Origin of the sequence: Rhizobium sp. IBUN (assembly GCF_000510625.1) — a bacterium.
Classification (GTDB): domain Bacteria; phylum Pseudomonadota; class Alphaproteobacteria; order Rhizobiales; family Rhizobiaceae; genus Rhizobium; species Rhizobium altiplani.
On the sequence record NZ_AZNV01000032.1, the window covers coordinates 48,255 to 65,396 of the forward strand.

The 17,142-nt window shown below is 58.7% G+C and carries 17 protein-coding genes and 2 pseudogenes; 9 read left to right on the plus strand and 10 right to left on the minus strand.

The window, feature by feature from the left end; translation table 11 throughout:
* Window positions 1-19 precede the first annotated feature (19 nt).
* The 7 genes and pseudogenes from RHIBUN_RS0124255 to RHIBUN_RS0124285 all read right to left on the minus strand — a co-directional run bounded on the left by RHIBUN_RS0124255 (window position 20) and on the right by RHIBUN_RS0124285 (window position 6,678).
* On the minus strand, window positions 20-892 hold the full coding sequence (locus tag RHIBUN_RS0124255; protein ID WP_025661551.1) for an ABC transporter permease: 873 nt from the start codon (window positions 890-892) through the stop codon (window positions 20-22).
* The gene (locus RHIBUN_RS0124260) at window positions 889-1,836 is read right to left on the minus strand and encodes an ABC transporter permease (protein ID WP_025661552.1); all 948 of its coding nucleotides are present in this window, start codon (window positions 1,834-1,836) and stop codon (window positions 889-891) included. Before RHIBUN_RS0124260 ends, RHIBUN_RS0124255 begins: the two co-directional genes overlap by 4 nt.
* A 72-nt stretch (window positions 1,837-1,908) precedes the next feature.
* The gene (locus tag RHIBUN_RS0124265; protein WP_025661553.1) at window positions 1,909-3,417 is read right to left on the minus strand and encodes an ABC transporter substrate-binding protein; all 1,509 of its coding nucleotides are present in this window, start codon (window positions 3,415-3,417) and stop codon (window positions 1,909-1,911) included.
* A 58-nt stretch (window positions 3,418-3,475) separates the two neighbouring features.
* Window positions 3,476-4,231: an FCD domain-containing protein gene (locus RHIBUN_RS0124270; protein WP_025661554.1), complete on the minus strand. Its 756-nt coding sequence runs from the start codon at window positions 4,229-4,231 to the stop codon at window positions 3,476-3,478.
* A 330-nt stretch (window positions 4,232-4,561) separates the two neighbouring features.
* Window positions 4,562-5,117: pseudogene (locus tag RHIBUN_RS33875) on the minus strand (amino acid ABC transporter permease); the annotation flags it as partial.
* A complete protein-coding gene (locus tag RHIBUN_RS0124280; RefSeq protein WP_025661555.1) occupies window positions 5,117-5,941 on the minus strand; it encodes a sugar phosphate isomerase/epimerase in 825 nt (274 codons plus the stop codon). The gene RHIBUN_RS0124280 and the pseudogene RHIBUN_RS33875, both read right to left, overlap by 1 nt.
* A complete protein-coding gene (locus RHIBUN_RS0124285) occupies window positions 5,941-6,678 on the minus strand; it encodes a GntR family transcriptional regulator (protein ID WP_025661556.1) in 738 nt (245 codons plus the stop codon). Before RHIBUN_RS0124285 ends, RHIBUN_RS0124280 begins: the two co-directional genes overlap by 1 nt.
* A gap of 253 nt (window positions 6,679-6,931) precedes the next feature.
* Between RHIBUN_RS0124285 and RHIBUN_RS0124290 the strand changes: the two genes are divergently transcribed.
* The 4 genes from RHIBUN_RS0124290 to RHIBUN_RS0124305 are packed head-to-tail and all read left to right on the plus strand — an operon-like array spanning window position 6,932 to window position 10,134.
* Window positions 6,932-7,825 (plus strand): dioxygenase, encoded by an 894-nt coding sequence (locus tag RHIBUN_RS0124290; RefSeq protein WP_025661557.1) that lies wholly within the window; start codon window positions 6,932-6,934, stop codon window positions 7,823-7,825.
* 20 nt (window positions 7,826-7,845) lie between these two features.
* Window positions 7,846-8,628: a 2-oxo-hept-4-ene-1,7-dioate hydratase gene (gene hpaH, locus RHIBUN_RS0124295; RefSeq protein ID WP_025661558.1), complete on the plus strand. Its 783-nt coding sequence runs from the start codon at window positions 7,846-7,848 to the stop codon at window positions 8,626-8,628.
* A gap of 7 nt (window positions 8,629-8,635) precedes the next feature.
* A complete protein-coding gene (gene hpaI, locus RHIBUN_RS0124300) occupies window positions 8,636-9,400 on the plus strand; it encodes a 4-hydroxy-2-oxoheptanedioate aldolase (RefSeq protein WP_025661559.1) in 765 nt (254 codons plus the stop codon).
* An 11-nt stretch (window positions 9,401-9,411) separates the two neighbouring features.
* Window positions 9,412-10,134 (plus strand): transporter substrate-binding domain-containing protein, encoded by a 723-nt coding sequence (locus RHIBUN_RS0124305; RefSeq protein ID WP_025661560.1) that lies wholly within the window; start codon window positions 9,412-9,414, stop codon window positions 10,132-10,134.
* 119 nt (window positions 10,135-10,253) lie between these two features.
* Here the strand turns inward: RHIBUN_RS0124305 and RHIBUN_RS37485 are convergent.
* Together RHIBUN_RS37485 and RHIBUN_RS0124310 are read right to left on the minus strand one after the other, a co-directional pair.
* Window positions 10,254-10,473 (minus strand): annotated as a pseudogene (locus RHIBUN_RS37485) (transposase); the annotation flags it as partial.
* A gap of 215 nt (window positions 10,474-10,688) precedes the next feature.
* Window positions 10,689-11,606 carry a LysR family transcriptional regulator gene (locus RHIBUN_RS0124310; protein WP_025661561.1) on the minus strand — a complete coding sequence of 306 codons (918 nt, stop codon included), beginning with the start codon at window positions 11,604-11,606 and terminating at the stop codon, window positions 10,689-10,691.
* A gap of 107 nt (window positions 11,607-11,713) precedes the next feature.
* On the opposite strand from RHIBUN_RS0124310, the gene RHIBUN_RS0124315 reads away from it, so the two are divergent.
* The 5 genes from RHIBUN_RS0124315 (at window position 11,714) to RHIBUN_RS0124335 (ending at window position 16,330) form a co-directional block, all read left to right on the plus strand.
* A complete protein-coding gene (locus RHIBUN_RS0124315; protein ID WP_025661562.1) occupies window positions 11,714-12,796 on the plus strand; it encodes a 4-oxalomesaconate tautomerase in 1,083 nt (360 codons plus the stop codon).
* A 41-nt stretch (window positions 12,797-12,837) separates the two neighbouring features.
* On the plus strand, window positions 12,838-13,842 hold the full coding sequence (locus RHIBUN_RS0124320) for an ABC transporter substrate-binding protein (RefSeq protein ID WP_025661563.1): 1,005 nt from the start codon (window positions 12,838-12,840) through the stop codon (window positions 13,840-13,842).
* 64 nt (window positions 13,843-13,906) lie between these two features.
* On the plus strand, window positions 13,907-14,674 hold the full coding sequence (locus RHIBUN_RS0124325; RefSeq protein WP_037217507.1) for an ABC transporter ATP-binding protein: 768 nt from the start codon (window positions 13,907-13,909) through the stop codon (window positions 14,672-14,674).
* Complete coding sequence (locus RHIBUN_RS0124330; RefSeq protein ID WP_025661565.1) at window positions 14,661-15,437, plus strand: ABC transporter permease; 777 nt, start codon at window positions 14,661-14,663, stop codon at window positions 15,435-15,437. Before RHIBUN_RS0124325 ends, RHIBUN_RS0124330 begins: the two co-directional genes overlap by 14 nt.
* Window positions 15,438-15,709: 272 nt before the next feature.
* Complete coding sequence (locus RHIBUN_RS0124335; protein ID WP_025661566.1) at window positions 15,710-16,330, plus strand: SOS response-associated peptidase family protein; 621 nt, start codon at window positions 15,710-15,712, stop codon at window positions 16,328-16,330.
* A 535-nt stretch (window positions 16,331-16,865) separates the two neighbouring features.
* Here the strand turns inward: RHIBUN_RS0124335 and RHIBUN_RS37120 are convergent.
* The gene (locus RHIBUN_RS37120) at window positions 16,866-17,135 is read right to left on the minus strand and encodes a hypothetical protein (protein WP_037217510.1); all 270 of its coding nucleotides are present in this window, start codon (window positions 17,133-17,135) and stop codon (window positions 16,866-16,868) included.
* Between the last annotated feature and the right edge of the window lie 7 nt (window positions 17,136-17,142).

Genomic DNA, 17,142 nt, shown 5'->3' on the forward strand with positions numbered 1-17,142 from the left:
CAATTTCCTTTCGAAGAAATTACGCTTCCCGAGGGTCCAGCGCATCGCGCAGGCCGTCCCCGAGAAGATTGAAACCCATGACGACGAGAAAGATCGCCAGTCCCGGCCACAGCGCCATCCAGGGCGCCTGGTTTAGAAAGTTCTTGGCAACGTTGAGCATGGAACCCCAGCTCGGCGCTGGCGGCTGCTGGCCGAGACCGAGGAAGGACAGGCTTGCCTCGGCGATAATAGCAGTGGCGATCGTCAGCGTCGCCTGCACGAGGATAGGCGCAAAGACGTTCGGCAGGATGTAGCGCCTGATGATATTGAAGTGGCGAAGCCCGATGGCGCGCGCGCCTTCCACAAATTCCTCGGTCTTGACGGCGAGCGTCTGGCCACGCGTCAGCCGCACGAAGATCGGCATGGCCGAGAGCCCGATCGCTATCATCGCGTTGGAGAGGCTCGGCCCCAGGAAGGCGGCAAGCGCGATCGCCGTGATCAGGAACGGCATCGCCAGGAACGCCTCGATGACGCGCGAGATCATATGGTCGATCCAGCCACCGAAATAGCCGGCGACCAGGCCGAAGGGCACGCCGACGACAACCGCGATCGCGACCGAAAAGATGCCGGCCAGCAGTGACGCCCGGGCGCCCCAGACCATGCGCGAAAGAATGTCGCGACCGAGATCGTCGGTGCCGAGAAGATGGGCAAGCGACGGCGCCTTGCGGATCGCCGACCAGCTCGTCGCCGCCGGGTCGGGGATCGGCAGCAGCGGCGCCAAGATCGCGACGACCGCAAAGAAGAGGACGATTACAAGGCCCGCAAGTGAGCCCTTGTTGGCCTTCATCTTGCGCCAGGCGCGGTTTTGCGAACGCGGCTCGACTGCTGTGGCCGACTGCTCGATGGCGGTCATAGGGCGGTCCTCATGCGCGGGTTGAGCAGGACATAAAGCACGTCGGCGACGAGATTCATCATGATGAAGCCGGTCGCGGTACAAAGCACGATGCCCTGCACGACGGCATAGTCGCGGTTGAACACGGCATCGACGATCAACTTGCCGAAACCGGGAATGGTGAAGATCTGCTCGGTCAGAACAGCACCCGCAAGCAGCTCGCCGAAGAGAAGCGCCGTGACGGTGACGATCGGAAGCAGCGCGTTGCGGAAGGAATGCTGCAATACGACCGCCCTCTCCGACAGACCCTTGGCACGGGCGGTGCGGATATAGTCGGCGCTGAGCACGCTTAGCATCGAGGAGCGCGTATGGCGCATCAGCGTGGCTGCGAGCGCGTTGCCGAGAACGAACGCCGGCATAATCATTGTTTCGATCGAATGCAGCGGATCTTCGAAAAAGGGCGCGTAGCCCGAGGCCGGCAGCCAGCCGAGCTTTACCGAGATGAAGAGGATAAGCATGATGCCGAACCAGAAGTTCGGGATCGACAGGCCGCAGAGCGCGATGAAATTGGCCACAAGGTCGAGCGCGGTGTTTTTCTTGACTGCAGCGAGTATGCCCATGGGGATGCCGATCAACAGTGCAAAGACGATCGACATCACGGCGAGCTGGATCGTCACCGGCAGCTTCTCGGCGATCAGCGTCGTCACTTCCTGGTTCGTCCTCAGCGAGATGCCGAGATCGCCCTTCACCGCACCAGCCAGCCAGTAGCCGTACTGGTAGACCACCGGATCGTTCAGCCGGTATTTTTCGCGCAAGAGCTCCAGTACTTGCGGACTGCGGTCCTCGCCGGCCATGGCCAGGACCGGATCACCCGGCAGAAGCTTCTGCAGCGAGAAGACGAAGACGGATATGATCAGCAGCGTCGGTATGGCAAGCAGCAGCCGCTTTCCGATGTAGGTGTACATGAGGAGATCCCGATGCTTGTCAGTCGCGTTGCAGGCGCCGCGCGGGAGACAGCCCCCGCGCGGCGTTTTTTGTTAGTCGGCCTTCTTCACGCCCACGAGGCGGATCATGCCGTCCGGCGACGGGACAAAGCCGGTGACCTTCTTGTTGTAGCCCCAGATCCAGGCCTGATGTCCGATGTAGACGATCGGCAGGTCCTCAGCGAGGATCTTGCCGGCAGCATCGTATTTCTGCTTGCGCACGGTATCGTCCTGCGACTGGCGGGCTTCGGAAAGCAGCATGTCCACGTCGGGGTTGCTGTAGTGCATGTCGTTGAGGCCCGCGCCAGTGGTGTAGAACTGGTTGGTGTTGCCATCCGGATCGAAGCGGCCGGACCAATCCGAGCGGCTGACCTGGTAGTTGCCAGCGGTCTGGTCGTTGAGCAGCGTGGCGAATTCGGTGGCCTTCAAGGTCACGTCGAACCCGGCTTCGGCGACCATCGACTGGATGATCTGCATCATCTGCGCGATGATCGGATCGTTGGCCATGGTGAGCTCGACCGGAACGCGGTCGAAGCCTGCTTCCTTGATCAGGGCCTTGGCCTTGTCGACGTCGCGGGCCGGAACCGGAAGATCCTTGTTGAACCACGGGCTCGACGGCGGGAACGGCTGATTGCCGGCGACACCCGTCCCGTCATAGACGATCTGCATGGCTGCTTCGCGGTCGATCGCCAGCGAAAAGGCCTGGCGAAGGCGCTTGTCCTTGCCGAGGGGATTGTCGGCGCGGGCGCCGTTGCCGACGTTGAAGTAGATGCCGAGGTTGCCGATATTGACCTTGTCGACCATGTCCAGGTTGGAATCGCCCTTCACGGTCTCGACATCCGTCGGCGCTACGCGCTCGATCAGATCGAGATCGCCCGAGCGCAGGTTTGCGAGCCGCACCGCGCTATCGGGGATTGGCCGGTAGGTGATCTTGTCGATGAAGATGTTGTCCTTGTTCCAGTAGTCCTGGAACTTTTCGAGCACGATGCGGTCCTGCTGCACGCGTTCGACGAATTTGAACGGGCCGGAGCAGACGGGATGATCGCCAAACTTGGCGCCGAGTTCCTTGGCGGCCTTCGGCGAGATCATCATGCCGGCGCGGTCGGAAAGCTGTGCGACCAGCGTAACATCCGGAGCCTTCAGCGTGAACTTCACCTCGTAGTCCCCTGTCGCCTCGACCTTGGAGACGGAGGAAAGCTCGCTCTTGCGGCGCGATTCCGGCAGGGTCATCGCGCGCGTGATATTGTCGACGACGGCCTGGGCATTGAAGGGCGTATCATCCTGGAACTTCACGCCCTGGCGCAGCGTTAGCGTCAGTTCCTTTCCGTCGGCGGACCATTTGTAATCCGTTGCAAGCTGCCCGACGATCTTGAGATCGGGCGTGACGTCGAACAGCTTGTCGCAGAGCGCCGTGTAGACGATACGACCGACGAACGAACGCGATTGTGCCGGATCCAAGACGTCAGCGTCATCGGCAAGGCCGATCTTCAGTTCGGCGGCAAAGGTTGGTAGCGCTAACAGGACGCTTGCGCCAAGAGTAGCAAGGAAGTTGGCAGTTTTCATTTCGTTCCCTCTTATGTTTGAACCAGTGTTCCGGCCGGCTTCCCCGGCCGGCCGATCGTCAGGCGTCGGGAGCAACTCCATCAGCTTTTCGTTTCTCTTCGCTTCCCTCTTCCGGCAGATCGAAGGAAGTGACGCGGATGAGGCTTTCCTGCAGCATCAGCAGGTGCTGGCGCATCGCTTCGGCGGCGCGTAACGGATCCCGCTCGGCGATTGCGTCGATCACGGCGGCGTGCTGCGCATAAGCGCGCTCTTCCGTCTTGTGGCTGCGCCGCGCCATTTCGCGGATCGCCTGCCAGGCGTCGTCCTGGCGGACGTGGTTGATGACATCGAAGATTTCGAGAAAGAACTGATTGCCGGCACTTTGGGCGATCAACCGGTGCAGCGCGCCATCCCACAATTCGCGCGCGTCGGCATCCTCACTGGCGACGATCTTCTTCGTCAGTTCACGCATGCGCTCGATGTCGGCTGGCTTGGCACGGACGGCAGCAAGTTGCGCCAGCTGCGGCTCTATTCGCAGCCGCACTTCCATGATCTCAAGAAAATTGGTTCCGGCGACGATAGCGCCGACATGCCGGCTAAGCCCTTCGGCTCGCTGACCAGCGTAAGTCCCGGATCCCTGGCGGCGAGAAATCCTGCCCTCGGCATCAAGGACTTCCAGCGCCCGGCGAATGGCGCGGCGACTGACGCCGAACAGATCGGAGAGAGCGCGCTCGGTCGGCAGCTTGCCGTCCGCAGGAAGATCGGAAGAGCTCAGCAGCTCTCGGAGCTTCTCGAGAGCATAAGTCGAATTTTCGGGTAGCCCTTGTACTGCCATTTTGCTTATTGGTTCGAACCAATTTCCAAGTGGTTCAAACTGCCCCGCAATCCCCGATGGCGTCAATGCCAAAATTCATGAAAGTCTCAGTTTTCTTGATTTCGTAAGGGAGGAGTTGCGCTCGTAAGCTAGCATTTCACCTGCGGGCCGCGAAGGGCGCCCCGACCACGTGCAACTTGAGCCGTCGAGAGCTAACCGTCTACGCCATACAGAGGATTTCGGAGCACGCAGCTTAGGGCTCGGACGCACCTTTCGCTCAGGCTGACCGTGTCAAAGTTCCAAGATGGCACTCCGTTCAATGCTTCGGCGAGGGCGGTCGACGCCATTCGACGAAGCGATCGAGGTGCACACCGACGTGGTCAAGGTCAGCATCACGAATTGGCTCGTCAAAGACGGGTAGATCGCTCGCAGTGCCGGCTTGAGAACGATGAGGCGGAAGACGTCGGCCTTGTGCAGCCCGAGCGCAAAACCAGCTTCAATCTGTCCCTTGCTGATGCTCTCAACGCCCCCGCGGATGATCTCGATGGCGTAGGCCCCGCCGTTGATCCCCAGCGCAATGATTGCTGTGACCGTCGGGTTCAGGCGAATGCCCATAAGCGGAAGGGCGAAGTAGATGAAGAAGATCTGCACCAGGAACGGCGTGTTCGGACGACGTCGACGAACGCAATGACCGGCGCGCGGACCCAACCGATCTTGGACGTCCTCGCTACGACGCCAAGGATTCCTATCACGAGAGCGAGCAGCATCCCGGCCAAGGCGAGACCCAACGTTCCGAGCGAACCCCAAAACAATTCCGGGGCGCGGTCGAAGCGGCACCAAAATCAAACGTGTAACCCCTGTGTTGGTTTCCTCCACTCGGCGCTGCTTCGCCTCGCCGGCGCCGGATCACTGACCCGGATTTAATATTCGTACGGCCCCTTCGAACAGGCGTTTCAAATGCTCCTCCACGTCTCCCGAGCCTGAAAGAGGTACTTCGACCGAGACCGATGCTGCAGCCCCGTCGGCAATTGCGATCAGTTCGCCCAAGGGCAATTCCCCATCGCCTGGGGCAAGGCGTTTGCCTCGAGCCTCCGCAATCATCGCCTCGGCCGTACTCGGGGGAGGGCCGGCGAGGTCGCACAACTGGACGTGCTTGACCCTGTCGATTTCGGCGCGCAGCGACGTCAACGTTGCGCCGTTCCTGAAGAAATGCACTCCGTCGACGAGCGCGCCGGCATTGGGCGCGCCGCTCGATTTCAGGAGATTCACGCTGTCGGCAAATGTTCTGACCGTCCGCCAGCCCATGTTCTCGATATCGACCGCCAATCCGTACCTGCCTGCAAGGTCGCAGAACTCGCTGAAGTTCGACTGCAGCCTGCTCACGTCCGGATCGTCGCCGCAAACGCTCAGACGCTTGGCCCCGATGTTAGCAGCCGCAGCGACTATCGGTTCCAGAGACGAGGCGTTGAAGGAGGGGTCGATGACAAAGAACTCGATGTCGAAGACCTCGATCGCTTCGCCGCGCAGTACGGCCTTCAATTCTTCCGCTGCGTGGCCACCGTGGGGCAGCTCGTAGTACGGCGCTCCTGGGAACGCCGGATTCAGCCTCAATCCAATTCTCGAAAAACCCGCCCCCGCTGCGGCCTTCGCAAAGTTCATTGGCGTCAAAGAGATGGCGGAGAAGTGCGCTACACCAATCTCTTGCTCTGATTTCAATCCAGGCGCTACCATCAGACGATCCCTTTCGTCGCGAGATGATTTCGAAGGTTCGTCCCCGTGCGGTGGATGTGCAGTCGCAGTTTCTCGCTAGCGTATTCGATATCCCGTGCGACCGCTCCTTGCGCAATCTCGCTGTGCTCCTGGCCAACGTTCCGGTCACCGGAAGTCCGGATAAGGAAGACCCGGCGGTACCGGTCATTGAGGTTCAGCAAGAGGCCGCAGAAATGTAACAGGAGCGGTTTGCCGCAACCGGAAATAAGCGTGAGATGGAATTCCCGGTGAAGAGCCTCCCATTGCTCGAGCGTCTCAGGCCGCGAGGCATCTCGCTCCGTGCGGTTCAGGCGATGGAGCGAGCGCATTATATTGCTCTCCCACTCGACGTCGCCGATTCGCATAGATTCCCGCAGCGCGAACACTTCGAGCTCTTCGCGGAGCGTCGTGATTTCCTCCAGATTTGCCAGTGAGATCGGAGCTACCCGATAGCCGCGATTATCCTGAAACTCCACAAGACCGTCGGATATGAGGCGGGCAAGTCCCTCCCTCAGAGGGCTTAGGCTGACGTTGAACGTGCGGCGCGCCTTGTCGAGATTGATCTTGCTGCCGGCCTCCAACTCGCCAGAGATGATCGCCTCGCGGAGGCGCGACGCCAACTGGCTTCCGATAGTATTCTTCCCATCGTCGGCAAAACCCGCGGACGCCGTCTCCTCGTCTGTCATGGGTGCTGAGGCGCTGTCGTCGGTCGAGCTCATCCCTGCTCCTTGGCGATTTTGATCAACTGTCGATGATCGCTATAATAAACGATTATCTGCGTCAACGGCAAATTGCGAATGAGCGCCAATTTGGCGCCAGCCGCCCGTCCTCACCGTCACTATAAGTAAATTATTTCAATGTTTTATTAGTTGCCTCCCCAGACTTTCTAGCTACTGCGGAGAAAACGTCGCCGTAACAATCCTTGACAGATAATCGATTATTTTTATAGTCGACGCGATTGGGAGGTAGCCTATGGCCATAAAAACCGAAAGCGAGCTGACACCGGCCGTCCTCGGGGTGATGAACAAAACCGAGGATCCACGTCTTCGAGAGATCCTCCTAGCGATGGTGAAACATCTTCATGCATTCGTGCGGGAGGTGCGGTTGTCCGAAGTCGAGTTCCGCGAGGCTACGGCCATATTGAACGAGATCGGACAACTGCAGACGGACAGCCACAACGAGTTCGTTCTCATGGCTGGATCTCTCGGCGTATCCTCGTTGGTTTGTCTGTTGAACAACGGCAACAGCGGCCAAACGGAGACGTCGCAGTCCCTTCTCGGCCCGTTCTGGCGACTGAACTCTCCCCGTGTCGAAAACGGCGGTACGATCATCCGCTCCGACACGCCAGGCACGCCACTATTTGTCCGCGCCAAGGTGGTCGACCGGGACGGCAGGCCGATCGCGGGTGCCGAAGTCGACGTCTGGCACGCTTCTCCCGTGGGGCTCTATGAAAATCAGGATCCCGATCAGGCTGAGATGAACCTTCGGGGCAAGTTCACCACGGACGCCGACGGGCGCTTCTGGTTCAAAACCGTGAAGATGGTCGGATACCCGATTCCGGTCGACGGCGTCGTCGGCCGACTGCTAAAGGCGCAGAGGCGTCACCCGTACCGACCAGCGCATCTTCACGCCTTGATCTTCAAGCAGGGATACAAAACGCTGATTTCCCAGGTCTTCGATCCAAGCGATCCGAACATCGATTCCGACGTTCAGTTTGGAGTGACCGCAGCCCTGACCGGCGACTTCGTCCGCCATGACGAACCGCATCCGTCCGAGCCGGGCGTCGAAGGCCCCTGGTTCTCGCTCGACTACACCTACGTCATGGAGCCCGGCGAAGCCGTGCTGCCGCGTCCACCAATCAAATAACCAACGACAGAGCCGAAGCCATGATCACAGAACAGGAACGCCGAGACGCGGCCAACGCCCTTTTGAAGGCGGAAACCGACCGCAAGCCAATCGTTCAACCGAGCAAGACCTACCCCGGCCTGGAGCTTGAAGACGCCTACAACATTCAAGCGCTCTGGGCGGAGGCTCGGACTGCGAAGGGTGCTCGGGTCGCAGGGCACAAGATCGGCCTGACGTCGCGCGCGATGCAGATGGCATCCAAGATGACCGAGCCCGACTATGGTGTCATCCTGGACGACGCCCTCTACAATGACGGAGCGCAGATCAAGGCGGACCTCTTTATCAAGCCCCGCCTCGAAGTCGAGCTCGCTTTTGTGATGGGCGAGGATCTCGAGGGGCCTGGAACGCGGATCTACGACGTAGTGAGGGCGACTGAATTCGTAGTCCCGGCTCTCGAGATCATCGACTATCGCACCGAGATTCCAAGAGCGATCACCGACACGATCGCTGACAATGCCGCCTTTGGAGCGATCGTTGTAGGGGGGCGCATCATTCGTCCAATGGATATCGACATCCGCTGGGTGGGCGCCACCCTCTCGAAGAATGGCATTATCGAGGAATCCGGTGTTTCTGCAGCGATCATGGGCCATCCGGCAGCTGGGATCGCTTGGTTGGTAAACAAGCTCCATGCCGTGGGCGGCGGTTTGAAAAAGGGGCAGATCGTGCTGGCCGGCTCTTTCACCCGCCCTGTGGACATCGCCCAAGGAGACGTGATCCAGGCCGACTACGGCCCCGTCGGCTCGATCGGCGTCTCATTCGTGTGAGGATCTAATGGAACTCCCCGTCAACAGGTTCAAGCGAAAACTCCTGGCCGGTCAAAGTCAGATCGGGTTGTGGTGCGGCCTTCCGGGCAGCTATGCAGCGGAAATCGTCGCACCGTCCGGTTTCGATTGGCTGCTTTTCGATACCGAGCATTCTCCCAGCGACGTCCTTACCGTGCTTCCACAATTGCAGGCGGTCGCGCCGTACGACGTCGCCGCCGTGGTACGCCCGGCCTTCAACGACCCTGTATTGATCAAGCGTTTTCTGGATATTGGCGTCCAGACACTTCTCATTCCATATGTGCAGAATGAACAGGAGGCTAAGGCGGCCGTGGCCGCCGCGCGTTACGCACCGCGAGGTATCCGCGGCGTATCCGCCCTCACCCGCGCCACCCGTTTCGGGCGTGTGTCAAACTACGCACAGACCGCCGAACAGGAGATCTGCCTGTTACTGCAGATCGAAACACAAGAGGCGCTCGATCAGCTTGAAGCCATTGCAGGGGTCGACGGAGTCGACGGGATCTTCATTGGTCCGGCGGATCTCGCAGCCAGCCTCGGCTATCCTGGCCAACCGGGACATCCTGATGTAGTCTCGGCAATCGAGAATGCGATCGAGCGCTTGAATGCCGTCGGTAAACCGTCGGGCATCTTGACGGCTGACGAGAAGTTTGCAGCTCGCTGCATTGCGCAGGGAACGCTGTTCACGGCAGTTGGCGTCGACGTTGCCCTCCTTGCCAGAGGTTCGGAAGCACTTGCGTCCAGGTTTTCGCACTAGGGAGGCGTAGCATGTTCAATTTGGACCAGGTCCGCTCGGAGATAGCGCCGGCTGGAACCATAAGGGCCGCCGTCAACATGTCGAACGAAGCGCTGATCCGCTGGGACGAAAAAGCAGGTACCTTGGTGGGCCCGAGCGTGGAAATTGCGGATAGGATTGCTGACGAACTCGATCGTGGGCTATCCCTGATGCAATATGGATCTGCCGCCGATATCCTTTGCGCTGCGGATGGCGGCGAGTGGGACATCGCCTTCATCGCGTCTGATCCGTCAAGAACCGATCGCTTCAACTTCTCGCCTCCCTACATCTCCGTTGAGGCCACCTACCTGATTCCAGAGGGTTCGCCCTACCGGACGGCGGACGCGGTAGATTCCGACGGAATCCGCATCACTTCCGCGCGGAGCGCCGCCTATACCAAGCAGCTTGAACGAACCCTCAAACGAGCGACGGTGCTGCATGTTGACAGCCCCGCGGCGGCGCTCGAAGTTCTAGCCGACCGAGAATGCGACGCCGCCGCTGGACTAACCGAATTCCTCGTCAACGCCTCGGAGCGGATGGAAGGCTTCCGCTTGGTAGATGGAGTGTTTTCGCGAATTCCTCAGACGATTGCCGTGCACAGACAGGCCACTAACGCCTCGCTCTTCTTCGCGGACTTCGTGCGGCGGCTCGGTGGCGCGGATGTCGGGGGAGAAAAAGGCGGCGCCGATGGAGGACTTCCCGGAAGCCTGCCGTAGACGCGTCACGACACTCTCGCTCGGTATATATGCAGTCCTCTTGGGACCTCCGAGTGGAGCCAATTCACAACGTTCGAACGCCTCTTGAGGTGACTTTTGAGACGGTGATTGCCACGATTCAGATCCACCTCGCCGAACTGGTGCTTCTTTGGTGTCAGTCCGAAGTCTGCGTCGACAGTTTGAGACTTTGCAAACCCACTCGGGTCGTCAATGCTAACGATAGGTAATCGCCACAAGCGCACCAACGCCAGGCGTGGTCATCAGCCGTTGGCAGACCTTGTCGTGGTGAACGATTTTCAAGATCTCGCGATGTATTTTAGTGAGCTCTGTCCAGAGCGCGTGAGGGACCTACAACAGGGCGGCCCGTAACATCGTCATTCTGAGGGACAGCCACCGATCGGGCTACATTCTCCGAGTGGGTCGACCCATTACGGCATCTCATCAGACAAGCAACAAAGATTGGACGCCTAACAGATTGGGTGCCTAATTGTCCGCAGATGGCTTACGGCAATTTAGGCCGCTGCAACACATTCCTGCAAATCTTGCATCAATTGCTAAGCTTCGGGCGTTGGCGTCCCGCCTTTCCAGGTTTTGAGAAGCACCTCAATAAACTTCTCGGCGGCGGGCGACAGCGGCGCGCCGCGTCTGCGTACGATCCCGATGGTGCGAGTAACCACTGGATCAACGATCGGGCGTGAGACTAGGTACGGATGCTCTTCCTGAGGAGTCGCCAGTCTGGGAAGGACTGAGATGCCGAGCCCAGCCTCGACAAGACCCAATGACGTATTGAGATGAGTGACCTCATAGAACCAGTTTAGCCTGAGGTTATGCTTCGCGAGAGCGCCATCCAACAGTGCCCGATTTCCGCTCGATCGATCGACCACGACGAGTGGATATCCATCGAGCTGTCCCCAGTTCAGTCGTTCATGAGCCGCCAGAGGGTGATCCTTTCGCATTGCAAGCACGAACGGGTCATCGATCAACGGCTCAAAGGAAAGGTCCGGGTCCGAATTCCCCATCAGATTGATACCGAATTCCACCTCCCCCCGTGCCACAGCTTGCAGCCCCTCGTTTGCCGTCAAATCGCGGATACGAAGCCTGATATGAGGATAGTCAGCTCCGAACTTCTTGATGACCGTGGGCAGAAAATAGAAGGCGGCGGTCGGAACACAGGCCATCGTGATTAGTCCGCGGCGCTGAGATCCTCCATCCTTTAGGGCGAAGAGGGAACCATCAAACTCCTCGAGCATCCGCCTTACCAGCGGAAGCAACTCCTGCCCTGTGGCTGTCGCCGCAACGTGACGGGTCGTCCGATCGAGCAGTGGCGCGCCAATGGACTGCTCAAGCTTCTGAATTCGTCTGGTGAGGGCTGGTTGGGAGATATTGAGTGCTTCAGCGGCCCGATGAAAACTTTCGAGGTCCACGACCGCTTGGAAAGCGCGGAGATCTAGAATCTCGCAATTGATGCTCATTTCGCAATAATCCCGCCAAACATTGCATTTAACAAATACACCGATGTTTCGCATAATGCAATAAGCAAGCGAATTGATCCGGCTTACGCAATATTCGAGGACATGTAATGAACGACCTGATACGCATACCTTGCGTCCTTATGCGCGGCGGCACTTCCCGGGGCCCGTTTTTTCTGGCTTCCGATTTGCCCGCGGATCAAGCTGGTCGCGACACAACCCTGCTCTCCATAATGGGATCAGGCCACCCGTTGCAGATTGATGGAATCGGAGGAGGAAACCCGGTGACGTCGAAAGTTGCGATCATCGGTCCAGCCAGCGTTCATGGGGCAGACGTCGATTACCTGTTTGCCCAGGTGCGAACCGACCGACAGATCGTGGACTACTCACCGAACTGCGGCAACATGCTCGCCGCTGTTGGTCCATTCGCGATCGAGGCCGGCCTCGTACCGGCCGGTAGTTTTGACACGCTCGTACGGATTCACAACGTCAACACGGGAAAAATCATTGAGGCGAAGGTCCCGACCCGGAAAGGCGAAGTCATCTACCTGGGCGATGCGTCTATCGATGGAGTTCCGGGCCTCGCCGCACCGATCGCCCTCACCTTCCTGGACGCGGCCGGCGCGAAGACCGGAAAGCTCTTTCCTACCGGCAAGCCGCTAGATGTTATCGACGGGGTCGAAATTACCGCGATCGATTGCGCAATCCCGATGGTTCTTATTCGCGCCGCAGACGTGGGCGTAACTGGCTACGAAGACGCTGCGTCTCTATCAGCGAACCATCAGCTCATCGACCGCCTCGCCTCCATTCGGATTGAAGCAGGTCGTTTGATGGGAATGGGAGATGTGTCCGACATGGTCATCCCTAAGCCCGTTGTGATTTCCCCGGCCAAGAAGGGCGGAACGATTTCAGTGAGATACTTTATGCCCAATGACTGCCACCCTGCTCTCGCAACCACGGGTGCAGTCGGGATTGCCACGGCCGCCACAACTTCAGGAACCGTAGCAGCGCAAATCGTCGGCGACAAAGTGCTGCCGACGCTGGTTCGTATCGAACACCCCAGCGGACGTATCGACGTGCAGCTGGAGACCCGAAACGGATCGACCGTCGCAGGCCTGGTTAGGACCGCGAGGAGACTATTCGAAGGATACGCCTTCGCGAAGCCGAACGAGCGTGTTGAAAACGCTGCGTAACCCGCTCCGGCGAGGACCGGAGCACATAGGGAGGAAATCTCATGCGTAAATATCTCTTGGCAGTAGCTACCGCGCTGTCTCTCACTACCGCAGCTCATGCCGCCGACTCTGTTCGCATGAGCGTGGGCTCCTACAATCTCAACAACTTGCCCTTTCCAGTCGCCGAAAGCTTGGGGTTCTACAAGCAGGAGGGTTTGGACGTCACGACCGAGAACTTCGCTCAGGGTGGTTCGAAAGTCCTCCAGGCGCTGGTGGCCGGGTCGACCGACGTCGCCGTCGGTTTTTATGACCACACCATCCAGATGCAGTCCCAAGGCAAGCATGTCGTTGGCTTCGTCCAACTCGCAAGGAACTCAGGCCTTGTTCTCGCAGGCAGGAACGACACTGACTTCGATCCAGCCAAGCCGGAAACGATTAAGGGCAAGAACGTCGGCATCACTGCTCCGGGGTCTTCGTCCGACTTCTTCATCCGCTACTACCTCAAGCAGCATGGTCTGACCGATAATGACATCTCGATCATCGGCGTCGGCTCGGGTGCCGCGGCTGTAGCCGCTCTCCAGCAAGAAAAGATCGACCTTCTGGTCAACTATGACCCCGCCGCCACGATCGTCGTTGAGCGTGGGCTGGGCAAAATCCTAATCGACGCAAGAAGCGACGAAGGTGCCAAGGCCGTATATGGAGGCATCTATCCAACATCCGTCCTCTACGCCAACCAGGACTACATCAACGAGCATCCTGAGGTAATTCAGAAGGTCACCAATGCGACCGTGAAGGCACTTCACTGGATGAAGGAACACTCTGCTGAGGAGATCGTAGCCCAGCTCCCGGACGACTTCGTTTCGGGCGACAAGCAGACGTACATCAAGGCGGTCGAGAACGCGAAGGCAATCTTCTCTCAGGACGGCCGGTTCACGCCAGCCGACCTCGAGGCTCCTCTCGCAGTCCTCAAGAGCTTCAACGAAAGCGTTGGTAAGGCCACGATCGACCTCAACACGACGTACACGAACAAGTTCGTCGAAGCCGCTGGCCATAGTGCTGAAAACTAAGGGGTGTAATATGGCAAACGCAGTAAGGAAAATCGAGGCGGTGTCTCAACCTAGCCTTCCCCCGATGGTCACCATAGACAACGTCACCATGGCGTTCGGGTCCTTTGTCGCAGTCGAAAACGTCAACCTCAAGGTCGGCAATGGCGAATTCCTTGCCATCGTAGGGCCTACGGGTTGCGGCAAATCGACAATTCTCAATGCGATCGCGGGGCTTCTAAAGCCGGCCAAAGGAGAGGTCTGCATTGACGGGGGCCCCGTCAAGGACGTCCAAAACAACATCGGGTACTTGTTTCAGCAGGACGCCCTGCTGCCCTGGAAGACGGCATATCAAAATGTCGAGTTGGGCCTGCTATTTCGCGGGGTGGCAGCCGAAGAGCGTCATCGCAAGGTCGTTGCCTGGTTGGAGAAGGTGGGTCTTAAGGGATTCGAGAATCGGTTTCCGCACCAACTATCAGGTGGCCAGCGCAAGCGCGTACAGATGGCGCAAGCCCTGATCACCGAGCCCAAGGTGATCTTGATGGATGAGCCGTTCTCGGCGCTGGACATTCATACGCGCCACTTGATGCAGAATGAACTGCTCAAGCTCTGGCAAGAAGACCGTCGTGCCGTGGTCATGATTACCCATGACTTGGAAGAGGCTATCGCGCTCGGCGACCGAGTGGTGGTCCTGGCTGCCGGACCGCGCAGCCGCGTCATCGAGAGCTTCGGTGTCGATCTCGAACGTCCGAGAGACGTGGCCGAGATCAAACTCGATCCTAAATTCATGACCCTTTATCGCGACATCTGGGCGTCCCTACGGGGCGAAGTGGAGAAAAGCTATGCAGGCCATTAATGTCCGCCTAATCCAAGTCACACTGCTGGCAGTAATCCTCGGCGCTTGGCAGTTGGGCGTCACATCCGGCGTCATCGATCGCTTCTTCTTTCCGGCACCCTATGACATCGTTAACCAGGTGGTCAGCTGGGTAAGCGATCCGGGTTTCTACAAACACGTCGGCATCACTCTGAGTGAAACCGTCCTGGGTTATCTGATCGGAACCGGCCTGGGCGTTGCCGCGGGCGTTTGGTTGGGGCTAAGCCCCTACGTCGCTCGCATCCTCGATCCGTTCATCAAGGCCGTGAATGCAATCCCGCGCGTTGTCCTTGCTCCTATTTTCGTTCTGTGGCTCGGTCTTGGTCTGTGGTCGAAGGTTGCCCTGGCGGTCACCTTGGTCTTTTTCGTCACATTCTTCAACGCCCTTCAGGGCGTGCGCGAAGTTAATCCGGTCGTGTTGTCGAATACCCGCATCCTGGGCGCGCGGCGATCCGAACTGCTACGCCACGTCTACTTCCCGGCGGCAGCAACCTGGATTCTCTCGTCACTCCGGACCTCGGTCGGATTTGCTGTGGTCGGCGCAATCATTGGTGAATATCTTGGCGCGTCAGCTGGGCTCGGATATCTGATCGCACGCTCTGAGGGCAATTTCGACGCTGTGGGCGTGTTCGGGGGGATTATTATCCTCGCCGTTTTCGTCTTGATTATCGACCTGTTCCTTGACGTTGCCGAAAAGCGCCTCATTACATGGAAGCCCCGCGTCGGAGAAGAACGACCGGCTTAGCCTCACCAAACTTTTTCGTTATTCGAAAGGGCGGCCTGATAGCCGCCCATTCTATTTGCACAACCTCGCCGCGGCGCGGCAAGCAGCCGGCATATGACTTGCCGACTGCGAACCGTGGAGTTAAGTTGCCTGTTGATAGACACATCCGATTGCCGTTCGCGTTAGAGGTAAGGGCCAGCAGTATCCAAGCTTGCAGCTTGAGCATCAGCGCAGTCGATGGCCCCGTTCCCATAGCGATGTTCTGGAACGACCCGGACAGTAAGGCCTTCCCTGTGTGCAACGAGTACGAACAACTTGCCAGCTACGCCCAATACTGCAAGGTGATCCAGGATCTCACGCTTGGCATGCCGACACACCAAACGGAACTGGATATGCCGCCGGCTGACGACATCAAGGTCGGCGACATGGCTCCCGTCATCCGAGCTGCGGGCGACAATATCGTTGAGCTAGCGCAGATGAAGTTCGGCTTTCCGCCGATCGGCAGGCGCGGCCCGGTATTCAACTTTCGATCGCAGGGAAGACATTTCAGCGATTGCCACCGGTGTCTTGTACCAGCCAGCGCCTTCTTCGAGCCTGCCAAGAAAAAATATCAGAAGATCAAACAAAGGTTCACGCTTTTTGACGCGATGTTCATGGCGATCGCTGCGATATGGCAGCCCAGCCGGAAAGGCCAGCCCTCGGCGTTCGCGATGTTGACAACGGAGCCGGGATCCGACGTGGAGCCTTTTCATAATCGCCAGGTCGTTGTCCTTCGACCGAGGGATTGGAAAGCGTGGCTCGACCTTGACAAGCCTGAGGAGGAGTTGTTGCGCCCGCTGCCGGGGGGCTCGCTGAAAGTGGAGACCGCCCGTGGGAACGGTTGGACAAGACTCAGGTTTCCAAAACACAGTTGAACCGCAAGCCGGGCGAAAGTAAACGTTCAGCCGTTTCCCCCTGCCACCTATACGAACATAAGTGGTAGCATCTCCTACCTGCTGAGTGTGGCGCACAACCCCGGGGATGAGCACTCTTCGGGGTCGCCGCTCGTTCAGGCGGCCTCTAAACCGATCGTAACCCTTTGTTTTCTGAGTGAAGAAATCTGTGCACTCAAGTGTGGCCCGTTGGGCGGCCAGGTCGTTTGCCAGGCTGCGCTTTATGGAACTGGCTCGCGGAGCAATCTCATCATCGTCCGCTTTGTCGGCCAGACGACGCACCAAGTGCCACCAATTTCCCCTAACCACCGCTTTTGCCTCGCCCCATATGGCCATGCCCTCACACACGACACCGAGGCGATCGCCGCTGCTAGTAGAGCCTTCGCGACTAACGCCCGTTCGCGAGCCGGAGTCATTAAACTCCGTAGAGCCTGGCGGCGACGAACAACGCTCGCTTGTTGGTGCACCGTCAAGCAGCTGCGGAAGTCGCCGAGATAGACGGCCTGACAGCCTGATCTCAGGTATCGTAGCGCCGATCGAGTTCTCTGAGGGCAGACTGAACCTCATCGATCGAAACTGGCTCCGGTGTTCCTGGAACGTGACGGAGAGACGGTTTCGAATCGATCGCGTAAAAGTCCGAAGCCCATGCCGCGAGGATAGTTCGCTTATCATCGACAGAAAGTACTGGCGCCCTTACCACATCGATTGGCCGTCGAAACAGCAGCCCTTGCGGCGCTAGAACTGTCGGCCCGATCGTCATGGCAGTGTTGGCAGCCTGCTCCAACATATTGTCC